The organism is Pseudomonas sputi (genome assembly GCF_021603585.1).
Lineage (GTDB): Bacteria > Pseudomonadota > Gammaproteobacteria > Pseudomonadales > Pseudomonadaceae > Aquipseudomonas > Aquipseudomonas sputi.
Map to the genome: position 1 here is coordinate 34,067 of NZ_BQHI01000001.1, position 19,192 is coordinate 53,258.

Below are 19,192 nucleotides of genomic sequence, written 5' to 3' on the forward strand. Positions count from 1 at the left end.
GCATCCTCTTGTCGAGGGACCCAGGAATGATTTGCCGGGCTTAATAGGAAGTATTACCATTAACGCCCCTTTCCTCAGCACGCCGCAATGATCCCCATGCTGCCCCGCAGACCCGGCTTTCTCGAGCATTACGAAGAGTTGATCGGCACCTGGACCCGTCGCCTGCGCAATCGCTCGCAGGCCGAGGACCTGGCGCATGACACTTTTGTGCGGGTGCTCGAATCCGATTCGTCGGCGGTGCAGCAACCCCGGGCGTATCTGCATCAGACGGCGCGCAACATCGCGGTGGATGGCTATCGGCGTCAGGACCGGCGGGGGGCCATGGAGTCGGAGGCGATCGATCTCAGTGAGTCGCCGACCGGCGACCCGGAGCATTACATGCATGCGATCCAGCTGGCCGATTCCATCGAACGGGCGCTCACGGAGCTTCCGGTCAACTGCCGACGAATTTTCGTCTGGCAGAAGATCGAGGGCCTGACCCAGGCGGAAATCGCCGAACGGCTGGGCCTGTCCAGGAACATGGTGGAAAAGTATATGATCCGCACCCTGCGGCATCTGCGTGATCGCCTGGACGGGGCGCAATCATGAGCCGTGGCGTCTTTTCATCCCCAGCCAAACAGGACATTCCATGATGGATACTCGTGATTGCGCGTGCGGGCAAACAACGGTGCGCGATGACGCGGCACGCTGGTTTGTGCGTTTGCAGGAGCCAGCGGTCGATGCCGAACAATACCGGAACTTCGAGGCCTGGCTGAACGAACATCCCCAGCACCGTGACGAATTTCAGTTGCTGCAAGGCTTGTGGACGGCGGCAGATCTGCTGCCGGCGCCACGGCTCAAGGCCCTGTGCGAAACCCCGCCGGCGCGGCGCCAACGCCGTCCATTATTGCGTTATGCCGTGGCGGCCAGTGTGGTGGCGGTGGCGCTCGGACTTGGTCTGTTCAGCGGTCTGAATCATCCGCAGGGTTACAGCGCCGAGTTCGTCACCGCGCTCGGCGAGCGCAAGCATGTGGCGCTGCCGGACGGTTCGATGATCGACCTCAACAGCCGCAGCCGTCTGCAGGTGCGGTTTGAAAAGGATCGACGGCTCATCGAACTGACCGAGGGCGAAGCGATGTTCAGCGTCGAACACGACACGTCCCGCCCGTTCGTGGTCGAGGCCGGCAGCGGCAAGGTCACCGTCACGGGCACCCGCTTCGATGTGCGCCGCGACGTGACCCAGACCCGGGTCGCCGTGGAGCAGGGCACGGTCAAGGTGCAGGGCCGTGATGCGGCCGATGCCGATTTCATCAGCCTGACCGCCGGCCTCGGCACGCGGATCGATGCCCAGGGCAAAGTGGCGCCAGCCTATGCGGTCAACCCGGCGGAACTGACGGCCTGGCGCAGCGGCAAACTGGTGTTCAACAACGCCAGCCTCGGTGAGGTCGCCGAGCAAGTGTCGCGTTACCGCGACAAGCCGCTGACAGTCGCCAACCCCGCCGTGGCCAATTTGCGTCTGACCAGCGTGTTCAAATCCGATAACACCGATGCCTTGCTCAAGGCCTTGCCGAGCATCCTTCCGGTGGCCGTGCGCACCCTTGCCGACGGTAGCCAGGAAATAATTTCAAAATAAAATTCAGGTTTTTTTCGAGTTCGTCGTCTTCCTGTTCAACTGCAACTGGTTTGCATTAACAGCCGCACACTCTTGCGATCCACAGGACTCCGTTCGACGTGAAAAACTCCACCGCCAAAAACAAAAAATCACCTTGGTTGCCGCTAGCGCTCGCGTTGGCGGTCAACGCCGCCATGCCGATGGCTTTCGCCGCCGAAGCCATTCACATCCGCGCACAGCCGCTGGGGCAGGCCTTGAGCGAACTGGGTCAGCAAACGTCCTTGCAGGTGTTTTTCAGCCCGGACCTGGTCGCCGGCAAACAGGCGCCGGCCGTGGACGGTAACCTTTCTCCGGAGCAGGCCCTGCGCCAGTTGCTGCAAGGCAGCGGTCTGGATTATCAGATCAATGAAGGTTCAGTGACGCTGTCGCCGGCCCCGACTGCCGCCACCGGCCCGCTGGAGCTGGGCGTGACCGACATCAAAGTGGTCGGCGACTGGCTGGGTGACGCCGACGCCGCCGTGGTGCAGAACCACCCCGGCGCACGCACGGTGATCCGCCGCGAAGCGATGGTCGAGCAGGGCGCCATGAACGTCGGCGACGTGTTGCGCCGTGTGCCGGGCGTGCAGGTGCAGGAAGCCAACGGCACCGGCGGCAGCGATATTTCGCTGAACGTCGGCGTGCGGGGTCTGACTTCGCGCCTGTCGCCGCGCTCGACGGTGTTGATCGACGGCGTGCCGGCCGCTTTTGCCCCGTACGGCCAGCCGCAGCTGTCGATGGCGCCGATCTCTTCCGGCAACCTCGACAGCATTGACGTGGTCCGGGGTGCCGGCTCCGTGCGTTACGGGCCGCAGAACGTCGGCGGCGTGATCAACTTCGTGACCCGCGCGATCCCGGAAAAAACCACCGGTGAAATCGGAACCACTCTGGAAACCTCGCAGCACGGTGGCTGGAAACACATCGATACCGCATTTCTCGGCGGCACCGCCGACAACGGCATCGGCATGGCGCTGTTGTACTCGGGCGTCAACGGCAACGGTTACCGCGAGCGCAACAACGGCAACGACATCGACGACGTGATCCTCAAGACTCACTGGGCGCCGACCGATCAGGACGATTTCAGCCTCAACTTCCACTACTACGACGCCAGCGCTGACATGCCCGGCGGCCTGACGCAGAAGCAGTACGACGACAAACCGTTCCAGTCCGACCGCGACTACGACGGCTTCAGCGGCCGCCGCAAGGACGTGTCGTTCAAGTGGATCCGGCAGATCGACGAGCGTACTCAGGCCGAAGTGCTGACCTACTATTCCGACAGCTTTCGCGGCAGCACCATCGCCGCCCGCGATCAGAAAACCCTCAGCACGTTCCCGCGTTCCTACTACACGCTGGGCATTGAGCCGCGTGTCTCGCGCGTGTTTGACGTCGGCCCGACCACCCAGGAAGTCAGCGTCGGTTACCGTTATTTGAAAGAAGCGATGCACGAGCAATCGAGCCGTCTGGCGCTGGTCAACAATGTGCCGGTGGTTACCAAGACCTCCGATGGTCACGTGTTCCAGGATCGCACTGGTGGCACCGAGGCCAACGCGGTGTACATCGACAACAAGATCGACGTCGGCAACTGGACCGTGACCCCGGGCATTCGCTTCGAGCACATCAGCACCGACTGGCACGACCGCGCCGTGCTCGACACCGCCGGCAAACGCGTCCCGGAGAAAAACCGCAGCATCGAAAGCAACGAGCCGCTGCCGGCCCTGAGCGTGATGTATCACCTGTCCGATGCGTGGAAATTGTTCGCCAACTACGAGACCTCGTTCGGCAGCCTGCAATACTTCCAGCTCGGCCAGGGCGGCTCGGGTGACCAGACCGCCAATGGCCTGGAACCTGAGAAAGCCAAGACCTACGAAATCGGCACGCGCTACAACGATGATGTGTGGGGCGGGGAAGTGACGCTGTTCTACATCGACTTCGATGACGAACTGCAATACATCAGCAACGACGTGGGCTGGACCAACCTCGGCGCGACCAAGCACCAGGGTATCGAAGCGTCGGTGCACTACGACATGGCAGCGCTTGACCCGCGTCTCGACGGCCTGACCGCCAACGCCGGTTTCACTTACACCCGTGCGACCTATGAAGGCGAGATCCCGGGATTCAAGGGCCGCGACCTGCCGTTCTACTCCCGCCAGGTGGCGACCGTCGGCCTGCGTTACGACATCAACCGCTGGACCTACAACATCGACGGTTTTGCCCAGTCCAAACAGCGCTCGCCGGGCACCGGCGTGAATGCTGATGGCAGCTTCAATGGCAATTACATCACCGAAGGCACGGCGGACGGTCAGTACGGCGACATTCCGGGCTACGTGACCTGGAACGTGCGCGGCGGCTATGACTTCGGTTCGCAGCTCTCCAACCTGAAACTCGGCGCCGGGGTGAAAAACATCTTCGACAAGCAGTACTTCACCCGCTCCAGCGACAACAACTCGGGGATTTACGTGGGGACGCCGCGGACGTTCTTCGTGCAGGCCAGCGTCGGTTTCTGATCTGCACTGATTGTTCCCACGTCGAATCGTCTGCGTGGGAACGATCTGAACAGATCAGATCAGTCTCAGACCTTCAGCGCTTTCCCGCCGATTGCCACCGCCACCAGCAACGTCGCCATCAACCCGAAGGCAAAACTCAGGCTGCTGGCGTGGGCGACAAATCCGATCACCGCCGGCCCCGCCAGAATCCCCGCATACCCCAGCGTAGTGATTGCCGGCACGGCGATGCTTTCCGGCATCACCGTCTGCTTGCCCACCGCCGTGTACAGCACCGGTACGATGTTCGAACAGCCGGCGCCGACCAGCGCATAACCCAGCAGCGCGGCTTGCCAGCTCGGGGCGAAGGTCGCCAGAAACAATCCCGCCGCCGCCAGCAGACCGCCAAACAGAATGATCCGGGTCGCACCCAATGCGCGTACGATCCGGTCACCGGTCAAACGGCCGGCCGTCATGGTCAATGCGAACGCTGCGTAACCCAATCCCGCATAGGCCGTGTCGATCCCGCGCTCCTGCGCCAGGAACACCGCGCTCCAGTCCAGCGCTGCGCCTTCGGTGAGGAACACGATGAAGCACATGCCGCCGATGAACAGCACGATCCCGTGGGGCACCGCAAACGCCGGCCCCGAGCTTTCACTGCCGTAAGGCAGCATGTGCGGCACCGCCATGAACAACGCCGCGATCAGCACCACGACCACCACCAGCATCGCGGCCAGCGGCGACAGCCCGAGACCGAGCAGGGCGCTCACGCCCGCCGCGCCGACAATCCCGCCGAGGCTGAACAGGCCGTGAAACCCCGACATCATGTTCTTGCCGCTGGCCCGCTCGACGATCACCGCTTGCAGGTTCACCGTCGAATCCACCGTGCCGAGCCCGGCACCGAACATGAACAGCGTGGCGATCAACGCCGGGATCGACGACACCGTCGCCAGCAACGGCAACGCCGCGCAGATCAGCAGCGTGCCGCCGGTGGCCACCTTGCGGCAGCCAAACCGGGTGGCCAGAATCCCTGCCAGCGGCATCGCCAGAATCGAACCGACGCCCAGGCACAGTAGCAACAACCCCAGCGTCCCTTCATCGAGCCCGGCCCGTGCCTTGGCATACGGCACCAGCGGTGCCCACGCGGCAATGCCGAGCCCGGCGATGAAGAAGGCGATGCGCGTGGACATCTGTTGCAGGCGTCCGGGGGCGAGGGGAGGCGGGGTGTTGATGGCAGTCATGAAACGTCCTTGGTCTTGCGGTCAATGGCGTGATGCAGGGCAACATCGTTGCACATCAGTCCATGGGCCGCGACCTTGAGTTCCTGATGCGGGTGGTTTTACTCGGTTTGAGGGAGGGTAGTCCCTTGCAGGCAAGGGACTTTTATCAAAAAAGAGAAAGCACACAACAACCTGGGTGCTTGTCCTGACATCCTTGAATGACATGCATGCTATTGGGTAATCCCAGGTAGTGGGCGCACGCTTTTCAGTGTGCGCAACAATTGTTCTTTTACTTCTTCAAAACCCAGTGGTTGACCATTGGCGAAGCTTTCGACTTTCAGCACCAGCTCAGGTCTGTTCTCAGTATTTGTATGCCCGGCGGTGAGGGTAAAACGTTCCGAGGTCTCGCGCTTGCCGGTATCCGGATCGACCCCTCGATAGCGAGACCCTCCGATAACTCCGTCGATATTCCCTATCTTGGTAGATTCTGGACCAAAGCGATTCAGCTCCACCGAATTCGGAAACGGGTTGGTGAACATCGCGGAGGTTAATAAGGGCAAAAGCTTGAGGGATTTATCAATGTTATTACTCAAGTTCAGACTGTAAAGAAGACTTGGGTTTTTTATGGGGTGCCATGCCAGTGTGATGGCGTAGTTCTCGGTGCCATTGTCGCGGATAAAACCGAAAGGCAGGCAGAATCCTGATTCTAATGGAACCTCGAATTTCTGGCGTGAGCGGAAACTTCTTAGAACTTCGCGAGCTTTTGGTGCGATAGTTTCCAATGTCTGTTGGGTGTTGTCGTCTGAGTTGTTGGAATTAAACGTGAAGCGATAAATTCGCTCATTGCGCCATAATAACGCGATCAGTTTTCCGGGCGTCCAGGTAATTTGGGCATCGACTATGTTCCAGTCGATGTAACGCTCTTGCTCATATTGTGAGTCAGTCGGGTAAGTCAAGAGTTCTTTTTGATAGCCTTGAAGTTCTGTCCTGAGCTTCTCGGTTGGACGCCCATTTTTATCAAAGTCATCGATAAGGTCGTTGAGCAGAACGATTTCTGAATAAAGTTTGCTCAATCGTACTTGTGCGTCTTCCAGTGCATGCCGCTCTGCTTTCAAAACGTTGAATTTTTCGGGGTTACTCTGCTCCAGATCCCAAGTCAATTTTTGCTTTAGGGAATCTATCTTTTTTTCGATGACGCGTGATTGCGCGCCTTCGATATCAGGGCCATGGCGATTCTTAAATTGCTGAAATATAGCCAGCGTCGTCACTGGGCTGACTTCAATGTCAAAGAGGTAGCCGTTTTTATTGAAGGGGGTATTGCCATAACTCAGCTGTTTGTCGCTGGGATCGATATTTGGCGAATAAATACCAAATTCCGGATAATTCCAGTGCCCACCCGCGACGTGCCATTCAATATCGCCCGGTACTTCGAACTGTGTACGTCCGAGGCATTCGGTATGCCATTGGGCAGGAGCTACAATTTGTGGAGGGAGCTTTTCCGCAGGCGCTGAATTTGCCCAAACCTCTATCGGCGTCAGAAGTGCCAGTATCAGGCGCAGTTGGCGCATCAGGTTCTTTCCTTGTTCTGAGTATCTTGCGCCAATACGGCATAGTGCTGAGACGGTTCCGTCCTGTCGCGCATGGGTTCGATTTTAGCCAGAATCGTAAGGTTGAATCCGGAGTTGTTGTTTTCGTACTTTGTCCAGTGGATCGGAAGCGCTGTAATGAATCCACGGATGGTGGTTGGATGCTGGCCGACCATGGGTTTTTTCCAGAATTCTTTTTCAAAGGGCATGGCGTTGCTTGAACCCTCACCAGCGGTCCCAGTTGATGAGGGAGGCGCTACTTTAACCTGGCCCCATTGTGGCCATATCGATGCGTTATTGCGAGGGATGTGCAGGAAGGCTTGCTCATAGGCTTGCGCATTTTCTATGGCTTGCTGCTGGATCGCCTGCCAGGTCGAGGGCGCAGCAGGCTTCTCGATGACTTTCTCCAGATCACTGGCGGGTTTGATTGAATCTTCCCGTGGCTGTGCATCCAGGGCAAAAATTTTGCGCCACAAGTCGGTTCGCAATTGTTTGATTTGAGGGCATACCGGATATTGCGATCGGCCATTGATCGACGTTGGAAGGGACGCTGATCCTGCCACGATAACCGCCAACTCGGAGTCGCGGTCTCCCATCTGGCTCCGATCGTTTATGTTGGCGCTACCGAGAATGGCGATCCGGTCGTCGGCGATCAGCAATTTGCTGTGAATATAAATCTGTTCAGTCACCGGTTGACCATTGAGCTTCTCCCAGGAACGGAGATTCAACAAAGTCAGGTAGCGACTCCATTTTTCGTCTTCAAATACTTTTGTAGGTCCGGTGCCTTTGACAAATTCGATACCCGCCACAGCCTGGGCTTCTGTCTTGCCTCTGTCCATTTGAGCCTTGATAGCCATCGCTCTCTGGATACGCTTGATCAGACTCTTATCACCCAGCGAAATGCTTTGCATGGTCAGGTGTACTTGTGACATCAGGTTCAACGCATTCAATGGTCCCTCCGGATGAACGGGAAGGACCATATAGACGTGGAAGTCCTCGCCCATTTCGATGGCCCGTTCAATACGATCAGCGAGAGCCTCGCAAAGGGTGTTCTTTATTACGCTTTGTGGTGTCTGCATACCTTTGAGAGTTTCGACGGTGGACTGGTTGCCCAGCACTTGTAACATCCCTTGGGTGAAAGTCTCCGCCTCCTTATTCCGAATCATCTTTGCGAGTTCGAAATAGTTCACATTGGCCAGTTTTTTCGGATCGCTTTTTATATCTCCCAACCGCAAGCGCTCTTTGTACAGGTCGTAGCCGGGTAATCCTTCAATCTTCATCAAGCTTTGCATAGGCCCGGCAGTGACTGCTGCAGTTTCAGCACTGTCTGCACCGTATTCACTTTGGAAGAACTGGTTTTCGATGTAAATGAAATGCTGGGCGCCAGAAATGGCCTGAAGCATGGCGTGCATGCAATTGGCCTGAACGCCTGAAGGGGAGGACGATGTGAGGCTATGCCCTGCTTTGGTAGCGCCTTGGCGCTCCTCGTTTTGCATGCGAAGTGGAGCGCTGCGTAACACCTGTATGTTCATGCCTCCCTTGGGCGCCACACGCTCAGGCTGCGCAAGGTAGTGCGCCTTGAACGGAATCGGTTCCAGGTTCTTGTGGGCAAATTTCAGCAGGCCTGTCAGCACGCTTGGCATCTTTTGCACCTTGCCGTCGAAGCGTGCCTGCAAGCTGTTCCAGCGGTCGATGAAGTTGCGCGACAGGTCATAAACAGAGCTGCCCTCCAGGCGCATGTGGACGTCGTGCCAGGGCATGCGCGGTTGTTTTTCGCTGTTGAGCATCATCCCGCCGGGTGGCAGCAAGCGGGTCGCGGGATCCGCCAGGAACGAATAGGGTTTGCCCACCTGTTCAGTGCTCAAGCGGTCGAGAACTGAATGCAGGTAGAGGATGAAGGGGGTGGAGATCTTCTCGAACTCATCGATCGCCTTCGCCGTGAGGATCGGGGAGGGCGTGTTGTTGATCCAGGCGTAAAAGGCTCCCAGCCCGGTTTGCTGGATCCACAGACTGGTCAGCTCGCTGCCTTCGTTCAGCAGCTTTTCTGTGAGTTGCCCCCCGGACTTGATGATCTGGGTGGCCCAGGCAGACAAGTCCTGCTGAAGCTGATCGGCGTGTGGCGCGACGCTTTGCTGCCAGGCTTGCACTTCGCCCTTGAGCCGGTTGACCTGCGTTTGCAGTTTGGCGCGACCGGGTTGAGTGACGGAGGTCACGGCCGGGATTTTCTGTTGCGCGCGCACCAGCCAGTTCTCGACCCGTTGCTGAATCGCCGAGGCCTGCTCCGGTTTATCCAGCGCCACGCCGATGGCCGTGCTGATGGATTTCGCTTCCTGGCGCAGTTCGGTCAGGGCGCTGTCGGTCTTTTGCAGCGTCTGGACTTCCTGATCCATGGTGCTGACGGCGCCATCGAGCGACGTTTTCCACTGGCGCAGGCTCTTTTTCCAGTCCTCCAGATTGTCACCGGTCAACTGTTTCTGAAGGAATTCGGCAATGTAGATCACGCCGCCGGTGGAGTACGCCGCGCCTGCCCCGAGCAAGCGCAAACCATCCTTGCCCTTGTCTGCGAACCACTCGCCCGTGTCTTTTTTTGCCTGGCGCAGGACGTTGAACATCTTGTTGTCCATGGCCCAGGCAAAGGCGCGCTGGCCCTTGCTCAGAGCATCGCCTTCCATCAACGCGGCGCCGATCAGTTCGACGGTGGTCATGTAAGGGTATTGCTTGTGTGCCTCGATTTCCGTGAGTGGCGGGATGCACGGGTTGTAAAACTCGTTCGCGGTTCTGCCGTTTGCAGCCAGGCGAAAGTTGTTGTCATCACGGCGACCGTAAGCCAGATCGATCCCGCCGACGTAGGCAATTTCGTTGTCGATCACCACCATTTTCTGGTGATGAGAAAAGAACAGTCCCAAGGTGCCCATGTCACTTTGTTGAATCGCCGGCAGGCACCAGACTTTTTTCTTTGGCAGACCGGCGTTCAAAACGAAGGCGGCCACCATGGTCTCCAGGTCACCGGTATCGACGGCAGCCTTGGGCGACAGCCAGGGCATGAGATAAATGTCGGGTGTTTCGCCCGATTTGCGCAATGCATGATTCAAACAGTCCCAGAGGCGAACATCACCTTCCAGCCGCACTTCGTAGTTGATCTGCCAGCCGGAAATGAAGATCGATTTCTTGGCATTTTTTATCGCATTGGCAACGTCCTTGAAGTAATCGCTACCGGTGGTGAAGAACTTGACCTGGTTCCCCGAGCGCTCAGGTGAAAAGGCTTCCCCGAATTTGCCATTGCCTTTGATGAACCAGCCCGGGGCGGATGTCGCGGTGTAGGCTTCGCCGTCTTTCGAGTTCAACTGGTTCAATTGTTTGGGCTGAACGCCATTCAGGTTGCTCATGCCTTGAATCCTTTTAACTTGTCGAAGAGTGCGAGGCCGTCCGCCAGGGACAGGTTTTCCAATGCACTGTTTTTGTCGGTACCGGCTTGCGGGTGATGAGGCGCGGCGTGGGGTTCGCTGCTGAAGTCCATGCTCGCCAGCGCCAGCAGTTCCCGTTGTTCGTCACTCCAGCCATTGTCGGTGTGGGCCTTCAGGGCCACACACTGACCCGGGTACACCAACCAGAACATTTCCGGGTTTTGCGGATACTCAAGGGAGAGCTTTTTCTGAGCGGCGTCTGACAAAGTGACACGCCCCGTGTCATCGGTTTCGCCTTGGGCAATCACATCGCTTTCCGGAACACGACCGATTTTTTTCCAGCTCGGCTCGCTCATCCTGATGATTCGCCACGGCGTGTTCGCCAGCGCAAAGGCGCCTTCGCCCGGACGGTCGGCCAGGCGAATATCGAAGCTCAGTCTGGTCGGTTCGACCGGTGGCACCGGCAGGCGTTGGCCCGGTTGCGCGGGCGCCATGAGGTTGCCGGCCTTGGCCGACGCTGCGGGAACCGGCAACAGCGGCATCAGAATCGCAATCCCGGAGCCTGATCCGGCCGAGCCGCCGGCGTTGATCTTCACCACCGGCCCGACCACGGTAATGCCGCCGCCATCGAGTTTGATGAAGCTGCCGCCCGCCTGGAGGGTCAGTTCGCTGCCGGCCTCGATGACCATTTTGTCACCGGCCTTGAGATGGATTTCCTTGCCCGCGCTGGTCAGTTGCGCGGTGCCGAGCTTGATGTGCTGGTTCTGCTTTACCGTGAGGTGGTCGCTGGTTTTCACCTCCACTTTGCGATCGGAAATCGTGGTGCGGTGTTCTTCAGCCTTCAGCTCGGTGTAGCTGTTCTTCACCACCGTGTCGTGACGTTCATTGCCGACCCGAATCTTCTGGTCGTGTTCGACGTTTTCATCCCAGTCGCGCTGGGCGTGGATGAAGATTTGTTCGGCGCCTTTTTTGTCTTCGATGCGCAGTTCGTTGTAGCCACCGCCGCCCGGGGAGCTGAGGGTTTTGAAGACGCTGCGGGTTTTGTTCGCCGGCAGGGCGTAGGGCACCGGGTTTTCCTTGTGGTACAGGCAGCCGGTGACCAGTGGCTGGTCGGGGTCGCCTTCGAGGAAGGTGACGAGGACTTCCATGCCGATGCGCGGGATGGAGATGGCGCCGTAGCGGTCGCCGGCCCAACTGCTGGAGACGCGCAGCCAGCAGCTGGTTTTGTCGTCGGCCAGGCCTTCGCGGTCCCAGTGGAATTGCACCTTGATGCGGCCGTATTGGTCGCAGTGGATTTCTTCGCCTTTGGGGCCGGTGACCATGGCGGTCTGGCTGCCGAGCACGCGGGGTTTCGGGTGTTCAAGGGCCGGGCGGTAGAACACGTCCCACGGGGTGGCGAGGAAGGTATTGCGGTAGCCTTGGTGGAAGTCGTCCTTGTGGTCGGTGGTGTCGCTGGTCACCGATTCTTCGAGGACTTGCGGCTGTTTGCCTTCGTGGAAGATTTCGGTGAGCAGCCACAGGTCGTTCCACTCGCTGCGCGGGTGGTCGGACATTTCCATGAAGTGGCCGCTGACCAGTCGGGTCTGGTCGCCGCGACCTTCGGCCTGGCGATAGTCGGCACGGTGACGTTCGAGGGCGCGCTGGCTGAGGAACTTGCCGCGGGCGCGGTCGATGAAGCGACCTGGGTAGTCGTAGTCTTCGAGATCCGGTTCGGTGCTCTCGCCGTCCGGTTTGTACGCCGCCTCCATTTGCAGGCGCGGTTTTTCAAAGTCGTAATCGCGGCGGGTGGTACGGCTGGTGCGGGTTTCCAAACGCAGCTTGAAGCCTTTGATCACCGGCTCTTCGGCGACCATGCCGCTGCCCTGCACATAGGCGGTCGGTTGGCCGAGGTTCGGGAATACGGTCTGGTCATCGCCAAACACCAGCAGATGACCTTTCTTGCTGTGCTGGAAGTGGTAGTGAATGCCTTCCTCTTCGCACAGACGCTGGACGAAATGCAGATCGGTTTCGTCGTACTGCACGCAGTAGTCGCGATCCGGGCATGGCTGGCTCAGCTGGAAACTGTAGGCGTTGCCTTTGATGCCGTGCTCGTCGAGGATCAGCGCGATGATTTTCGGCGCCGACATCTGCTGGTAGATGCGCTGGTTGGTGCGGTGATGCAGGTATTGCAGCTGCGGCACCAGCGAGACTTTGTAGCGGGTCAGGCGCTTGCCGGCATCGCCCTGGGCGACACGGTAGATCTGGCCGTGGATGCCCGAGCCCTGCGGATCGAGGGCGAGGAACGCCTGTTTGTGCAGGAGTTTTTCCAGGTCCAGATCCGGGTTTTCGCTGACCAGTTCCAGGTCGAAACGGAACGGCTGGCTGATGCCTTCGGTGCCGGTGAACGACAGGACTTGCAGGTCGCCTACGTAATCTTCAACGGTCAGGCTGAAGTGCGTTTCGTTGGCTGGACTGAACATGTGACGCTCCTTGAGGTGAAACGAAATCTCCTGAAAGTTCTACCGTCGGCGAAAGCCTGATCCAGAACCGAGTCGGATCATAAAGGCTTAAAGTTGCGCAAAAAGTTGCGCACATACCCTGAAGGCCACGGTTTATAAGGGCTGTTTGAAGTTGCTACGAGATATTTCTTGGCAAAGTGACATCACTTTTGTTGAGGTTTCCACGTGATTGTCGATCCCGTCAGGCAGTAGAGTGGAGCGCTGACAGGAACCTGAGCGCAGGAAAACAGATGGCGAAGTTCTACGATGCACGGGGCAATATCTACGGCGTGGTTTCACCCCGACAAGTATGCGAGGCGGGCATCACCCTGCCGGCCAGCGCTGAAGACGCCGCTTCCTCCAGAGCAGCGTGGAGCGAGCGGGTCATAGAGACATTTTGCCAATGGCCGGACGGGATTCGTCCCGCCGGCGCCAAACACCATCGCAGCGATGGCTTGCTGATCGGCCCGTTTCAATCGTCGCCACCTTTCGATCTGCTGATCGTCAACACCGACGGCACGCTGGCCGAGCGGAGTGGCAACGGTTTGACGATTTTCTCCCAGGCGCTGCTTGACCAAGGTTTGATGCCGCAAGAGGGCGCGATGCTGCGGGTGCATCACGACAAACAGGATGCGCCGTCGCCTGTGCCGACCACGGTCAAACCGGCTGTAGTGGCAGGCGTGCAAGGCTTCTGGCTGGATCTCGGCCAACCCGGTTTCGGCCCGGCAGCGGTCGGTGCGCTTGGCGTTGAACCCGTGTCTTTAAATGGTGTTGAGGTCAATCGCATCGAGCCACTGGCACAACTCGATACCGCCTGGACGCACAGCCAGTTCGTGCGAATCGGCAATCCGCACTGCGTGACGCTGCTGGAGGATGAGGCGGCATTGCCGAGCAATGAACAGATGCTTGAATCGCCGCTTTCGGACAGTCTGACCGCCATCGCCTACGCCCTGCCCACCGGCGCCGGCCAGCCGTGCCCGGCCGGGGTCAACCTGCAATGGGCGATGCGCGTCGGGGATCAACGGATTGTGGCGCGGGTGTTCGAACGGGGCGAAGGGCCGACCGCTTCATCCGGCACCAGCGCCAGTGCGGTGGCGAGTGCGGCATGGCGGGTGGGCTGGGTGGCGGCGGGAGAGGTGCGAGTGGTGATGCCGGGCGGGACGGCGCCGATCCTGCTGGAGGAGCGCGACGGAGAACTGACCGGCGTGCGTCTGTTCGGTACTGCGGTGCGCGATGAAACTCGCTGAAACCTCAAGATCAGAAGCGCCCGACAGTGGCGCTCACGGCTCCGCTGGTAAAGGTGTTGTTCGCGCCCGCCTGCCAATGCACCGCCGCCGGCGTCTGTCCCCGCACGATGCACTTCCATTCGAGCTTTTGCTGGCCCGGCACCTCCACGGTTGTGCTCCAGCGGTTGTTGTTCAGTGTCAGCGCTAGCGCATGCTGTGGATCCCAGGCCCCGAACTCCAGCGATGAACCCGCCGCATAGACGCGTTCACCGGGCTGCGGATTGGCGTTGTCGCAATGCACGTTGACTGCCACAGTCGCCGGTTCTACAGGGCCGCTCCAGATCCGGATATCGCCTTTATCCCAGTTCAAGGTCGGTGCGCCCATGCCTTGCGGCAACTGTTGCAGATCGGATTTGAGGGCGATCACCAATGTGCCGCGTACACCTTGTGTGGTGGCGACCAGTCCCGAATAGGCAGTGTTGAAGCGAATCGGCGAATCAGCACGGATACCTGCGCTCTTGCGCAGTTTGATCAATTGCCGGATCAGTTGATCACGCTGCCAGTCATACATGTGCGGCCAGTAAACGGCCGGCGTGCCGGGACTGCTGAGGATGTAGGCGTAAGCCAGATTGACCAGTGGATCGGGCAACGCCCAGTGATGTTGGCCGCCGTAGGCACCAGGTGAATAACCGGTGTCGTGATTGTCGACGAAGGTCACGGCGATTTCGCGCCAGGCACGATTCGGATTGCCATTCAAACCGTGACGCCAGTCGGCGAGCTGACCGTTTTGCATTCGCTCCTTGAGGGCAAAATCAAACACCGTGCAGTGCGAGCGATCCGACCAGTCCTTGAGCACATCCTGCCAGCTTGCATTGTGTCGCCAGTCGCCCTGCGGATATTCGTCGGGGCCTTTCCAGTTTTCGCCGACGCAGAATTGCTGGTTGCCGAAGGCGTTCATCCAGCGATCCACCGTTTCCGGCGCATAACCACGGACGAAGTCGAAGCGCAGGCCTTGAGCACCGTAGTTGTCGCGCAGATTGATGAATTCTTTTTTGAAGGCGTCGAAGACTGTCGGATTGGCCGTGTTCAGATCCGCCGAGCCATCCATGAACGCATCACCTTCATCACATTGCATGCAGTCATGCCGCCATTCGTTGCTCCCTCTCGGGAACATCGAATAGACCGCTTTATCGCTCATGTGATTGGGCACCACGTCGTAGACGACTTTTACACCCGCGTTGTCGAGCGCCAGTACCGCTTGTTTGAGTTGCTGATCAGTGCCGTAACCACTGTTCTTGTCGAAGCTGTTCCAGAAATATCCTTCACCGCCGCCGGCAGCCGTGGGTGTATTCCACTGCGAAGCGTCAGTCCATGGTGGCGGCATCCAGATCCGGGTGAATCCGTCGTTGCCGATGGCCGTTGCCTGTTGCGCCAGTACCGAATACCAGGGGATTGGATGGCGGCTTGAATTCCAGTGGAAGCCTTGGAGCAGAACTTCTTCACCGCTGCCGTTGCGAACGCCGGCCATCGCCGCTGTCGCCGTGGCGATGGCCAGTGAGACAGCGAAAACCAGGCGAAATGATGAAGTCCCTTTCATGGTCGTCCCCCCGGGAACGATGGATCCCTTGGGGCTTACTGTGAGCCGGCTCGCGGCGCTTGTCGCCTGTCAGATCTGACAGGTCGGCTCTATCGTTTTGCGATAAAGCCGACTCGATCCATAACCCTGAAACCGTTCATTGGCCCTTGAACAGTTTCACGGTGGCAACCATGTCATCGACCACCGTCACATACAGCAGGGCTTTGGGCTGCGTCTCGGGGCTTTGAAAACACTCGACGATCACAGCCTGCGCTGTGCAGGCTTGCAGGGCCAAATGGTCCGCGTGCCGCAGTTGGCGTTTCACGGCGGCGCTCAGCGGGATCGGTGAATGGCCCGCGCGAACGTCTGCGCAAAATCTTGAAGTGACTTCTCTGGGCGTGGGGAGTGGTGGTGATTCAAGGCCCGCGTCTGCAAACAGATGATTGAGCTGCTCCGCCGCGCTGACCGCTCGGGGGAAACCGGCGAAGGCCGAAGCCTGCAGCAGTACTTCAGTCAATTCACCCGGTGCGAGGCCCGATGCCAGGCCGGTTTTGAGGTGCACGCTCAGCGCAGGCCCGACCATGCCCGAGGCGACAATGGCGGCAAAGGACACCGCTTCGCGCAATCGCGGATCAAGACCAGGCCGCGAGTGTAAATGTCCGTACACCACGCCGACGGCCAGTTGGCCCAATGCGGGAGCGGTATGGAACAAGGCGTCGAGCCTGGCCCCGCCATTGGGTACGAGTTCGACAAACGTATGGCGGCCTTCCTGGTAAAGGGTGTCGATGGGATCGGAAGTTGTTTTTTGATTCATGTTGCGTCCTCACGGATCAATGAGGATGGCAGCGGAGCAACAGCGCGCGAACTACGGCATGACAGGCGTCCATCGGAAGAAGTCGGCGCCGTTGCGGCGCCGACTTCTCCACCTTAGACGAATTCCACCACGGGCATCTGCCGCTTCATCAGCACTTTGCCGCCACGGATCGAATACAGCGGCAGGCCCTGGCTGCGGATCACTTCGTAATCGCTGTCGGCCGACAGGATCAACAGGTTGGCCGGGCGGCCCTGTTCCAGGCCGTAGCGCTCACCCAGGTGCATGGCTTTGGCGCTGTTGTCGGTGACCAGATCCAGCGCGCTTTGCAGGTTGCGGTAACCGAGCATGTGGCAGATGTGCAGGCCGGCTTCGAGGACCCTCAGGATGTTGCCATTGCCCAGCGGATACCACGGATCGACGATCGAGTCCTGACCGAAACAGACATTCATGCCGGCTTCGAGCAGTTCGTTGACGCGGGTTACGCCGCGGCGTTTCGGGAAATTGTCGAAGCGACCTTGCAGGTGAATGCTTTCGGTCGGGCAGGAGACAAAACTGATCCCCGAATGCCCGAGCAGGCGGAACAGTTTGGCGCAGTAGGCGTTGTCGTAGGAGCCCATCGCCGTGGTGTGGCTGGCGGTCACAAGGGCGCCCATGTCGCGACTGCGGGCCTCTTCGGCCAGCACTTCGAGAAAGCGCGAATGCGGGTCGTCGGTTTCGTCGCAGTGCACGTCCACCAGGCAACCGGTGCGTTCGGCCAGGTCCATCAGGAACTTCACCGAGCTGACGCCCTGGTCGCGGGTGTATTCGAAATGCGGAATCCCGCCGACCACGTCCGCGCCCATGCGGATTGCTTCTTCCATCAGCTCGCGACCGTTACGAAACGACTCGATGCCTTCCTGGGGGAACGCGACGATCTGCAGGTCGATCAGGTGACGGCTTTGCTCGCGCACTTCAAGCATCGCTTTGAGTGCGGTGAGTTGCGGGTCGGTGACATCAACGTGCGTGCGCACGTGCTGGATGCCATGGGCGGCCAACGTCTGAATGGTTTTCTTCGCCCTGGTTTGGGTGTCTTCCTGGGTGATGGTGACCTTGCGCTCGCCCCAGCATTCGATGCCTTCGAACAGCGTACCGCTCATGTTCCAGCGCGGCTCGCCGGCGGTCAGGGTGGCGTCGAGGTGGATGTGCGGCTCGACGAAGGGCGGCACCACCAGATTGCCGCCGGCATCGAGGTCGTCGGGGCCCAGGGGCGGCGCTTCGGTCTGGCGCGCGATGCTGCGGATCAGGCCGTCTTCGAGGTGCAATTCGTGCAGACCTTCCTGGTTGCGCAGTCGGGCGTTGATGATGTGCATCGGGCAAATCCTTTTATAGATCTTGTAGAGGGGCGGCCGCGTTGCGGGTGCCCAGCAGGCCGGTCACTGCGATATACGTTAACGCGGCAACGGCGATGCCGACCAGCGGCGCGACCCACGGCGAGCCGAACGCCGCGACGGTTCCGGCTGCGTAAGCCGCCAGCCCCGGCCAGTTGAACGTCGGTAACCGTGTGTCGGCCAGACGCGGATAACGCCCGCGCCAGCGGAAGAAGAAGTCCGCCATGATCACCCCGCCAATCGGTGGAATCACCGTGCCGAGCAGGATCAGATAAGGCACCAGCATGTCGTACATGCCCAGCAGCGCGAGCACCGTGCCAATCACCGCACCGGCCAGGGTCACGGTCCTGCGGCGCCCGGTGCGCAGCAGGTTGCAGCCGGCGACGGCGAAGTTGTAGATGGTGTTGTCCTGGGTGCTCCAGATGTTCAGCAACAGCATCGCCATCGCCGCCATGGCGAAGCCTTGCAACAGCAGCACTTCGACCACGTCAGGCTGTTGATAGACGATCGCACCATAAGCGCCGATCAGCACCATCAGGCCGTTGCCGATGAAAAAACCGATCAGGCTGGCCAGCACCGCGACCCGCGCCGAACGGGAAAAACGCGTCCAGTTGGTGGCTTGGGTCGCACCACTGACGAAGGTGCCGAACACCAGCGTGATGGCGGTCGACCAGTCCAGCGAACCCGTTGGTACGACGCCGAGCAAACCGTCGAGGCCGCCGATTTTCACGGTCGCCACCCACATCGACAGGATCAGCAGCAACATCATCGCCGGCACCGCGATGTACGACAGAATCTCCAGCCCGCGATAACCGACATACGCCGTGGCGCAGAACACCAGGCCGAACAGCACCATCAGCCCCAGCACCGTGGCTTCATTCAGGTCGAAATACTTGCCCAGCACCACCGCCGCCGTTGCGGTGCCCCAGGCGTACCAGCCGATCTGGGTGAACCCGAGGATCAGGTCGCTGAGCTTGCTGCCGACTTCACCAAAACAGAAGCGCCCCATCAGCACCGAATTCAGCCCGCTTTTGAAGGCGATGTAACCCAGGCCTGCGGCGTACACGCCGAGCAGCAGGTTACCGATGACGATGACGGCGAGCATTTCGCCGAAATTGAACGCCACGCCAAGCTTGCCGCCGGCGAACATGGTCGCGGTGAAAAAGGTGAAGCCCAGCAGCACCATCGCCGTGGAGGCCAGGCCTTTGCGCGCGTGCATCGGCACTTCGCTGAGGGGGTAATCATTGCCGGGATCATTTTGCGTCATGGGGCGTTCCTTGCTGGAAAGGGGGAGGACGCGAAGAGGTTGCAGCGGTCGTGCCAAACGCGATGTTGCGAGTATTTATAGACGAGGCACGGATGATCGGCGCGAAAGCAGTGCATGGGGCGCCGTACCGAACCATGTGGGAGCAGGG

Annotated in this window: 12 protein-coding genes; 4 read left to right on the forward strand and 8 right to left on the reverse strand. The window is 59.5% G+C overall.

Going from position 1 to position 19,192, the window contains the following annotated elements:
- Positions 1–87: 87 nt before the first annotated feature.
- The 3 genes from L6D81_RS00145 (at position 88) to L6D81_RS00155 (ending at position 4,131) form a co-directional block, all read left to right on the forward strand.
- Positions 88–588 (forward strand): sigma-70 family RNA polymerase sigma factor, encoded by a 501-nt coding sequence (locus L6D81_RS00145; RefSeq protein WP_236177296.1) that lies wholly within the window; start codon positions 88–90, stop codon positions 586–588.
- 40 nt (positions 589–628) lie between these two features.
- Complete coding sequence (locus tag L6D81_RS00150) at positions 629–1,612, forward strand: FecR family protein (protein WP_236177298.1); 984 nt, start codon at positions 629–631, stop codon at positions 1,610–1,612.
- A 98-nt stretch (positions 1,613–1,710) separates the two neighbouring features.
- A complete protein-coding gene (locus tag L6D81_RS00155) occupies positions 1,711–4,131 on the forward strand; it encodes a TonB-dependent siderophore receptor (protein WP_236177300.1) in 2,421 nt (806 codons plus the stop codon).
- 65 nt (positions 4,132–4,196) lie between these two features.
- Here L6D81_RS00155 and L6D81_RS00160 read toward each other — a convergent pair whose 3' ends face one another.
- From L6D81_RS00160 to L6D81_RS00175, 4 genes are all read right to left on the reverse strand, one after another.
- A complete protein-coding gene (locus L6D81_RS00160) occupies positions 4,197–5,348 on the reverse strand; it encodes an MFS transporter (RefSeq protein WP_236177302.1) in 1,152 nt (383 codons plus the stop codon).
- A 209-nt stretch (positions 5,349–5,557) separates the two neighbouring features.
- The gene (locus L6D81_RS00165) at positions 5,558–6,895 is read right to left on the reverse strand and encodes a hypothetical protein (RefSeq protein ID WP_236177304.1); all 1,338 of its coding nucleotides are present in this window, start codon (positions 6,893–6,895) and stop codon (positions 5,558–5,560) included.
- On the reverse strand, positions 6,895–10,299 hold the full coding sequence (locus L6D81_RS00170; protein ID WP_236177306.1) for a hypothetical protein: 3,405 nt from the start codon (positions 10,297–10,299) through the stop codon (positions 6,895–6,897). The genes L6D81_RS00165 and L6D81_RS00170 overlap by 1 nt, the downstream gene beginning before the upstream one ends.
- Positions 10,296–12,776, reverse strand: a complete 2,481-nt coding sequence (locus L6D81_RS00175) for a type VI secretion system Vgr family protein (RefSeq protein WP_236177308.1) — start codon at positions 12,774–12,776, stop codon at positions 10,296–10,298. The genes L6D81_RS00170 and L6D81_RS00175 overlap by 4 nt, the downstream gene beginning before the upstream one ends.
- Before the next feature lie 269 nt (positions 12,777–13,045).
- Here L6D81_RS00175 and L6D81_RS00180 point away from each other — a divergent pair, with 269 nt between their 5' ends.
- Positions 13,046–14,041, forward strand: coding sequence for a diaminopimelate epimerase (locus tag L6D81_RS00180; protein ID WP_236177309.1), 996 nt, complete (start codon positions 13,046–13,048; stop codon positions 14,039–14,041).
- Positions 14,042–14,051: 10 nt separating this feature from the next.
- Here L6D81_RS00180 and L6D81_RS00185 read toward each other — a convergent pair whose 3' ends face one another.
- The 4 genes from L6D81_RS00185 to codB all read right to left on the reverse strand — a co-directional run bounded on the left by L6D81_RS00185 (position 14,052) and on the right by codB (position 19,044).
- A complete protein-coding gene (locus tag L6D81_RS00185) occupies positions 14,052–15,617 on the reverse strand; it encodes a glucan 1,4-alpha-maltotetraohydrolase domain-containing protein (RefSeq protein ID WP_236177310.1) in 1,566 nt (521 codons plus the stop codon).
- A 136-nt stretch (positions 15,618–15,753) separates the two neighbouring features.
- On the reverse strand, positions 15,754–16,410 hold the full coding sequence (locus L6D81_RS00190) for a carboxymuconolactone decarboxylase family protein (RefSeq protein ID WP_236177312.1): 657 nt from the start codon (positions 16,408–16,410) through the stop codon (positions 15,754–15,756).
- A gap of 113 nt (positions 16,411–16,523) precedes the next feature.
- A complete protein-coding gene (gene codA, locus L6D81_RS00195) occupies positions 16,524–17,759 on the reverse strand; it encodes a cytosine deaminase (protein ID WP_236177314.1) in 1,236 nt (411 codons plus the stop codon).
- A 13-nt stretch (positions 17,760–17,772) separates the two neighbouring features.
- Entirely contained in the window at positions 17,773–19,044 is a 1,272-nt protein-coding gene (gene codB, locus L6D81_RS00200; protein WP_236177316.1) for a cytosine permease, read from the reverse strand.
- Positions 19,045–19,192 lie beyond the last annotated feature (148 nt).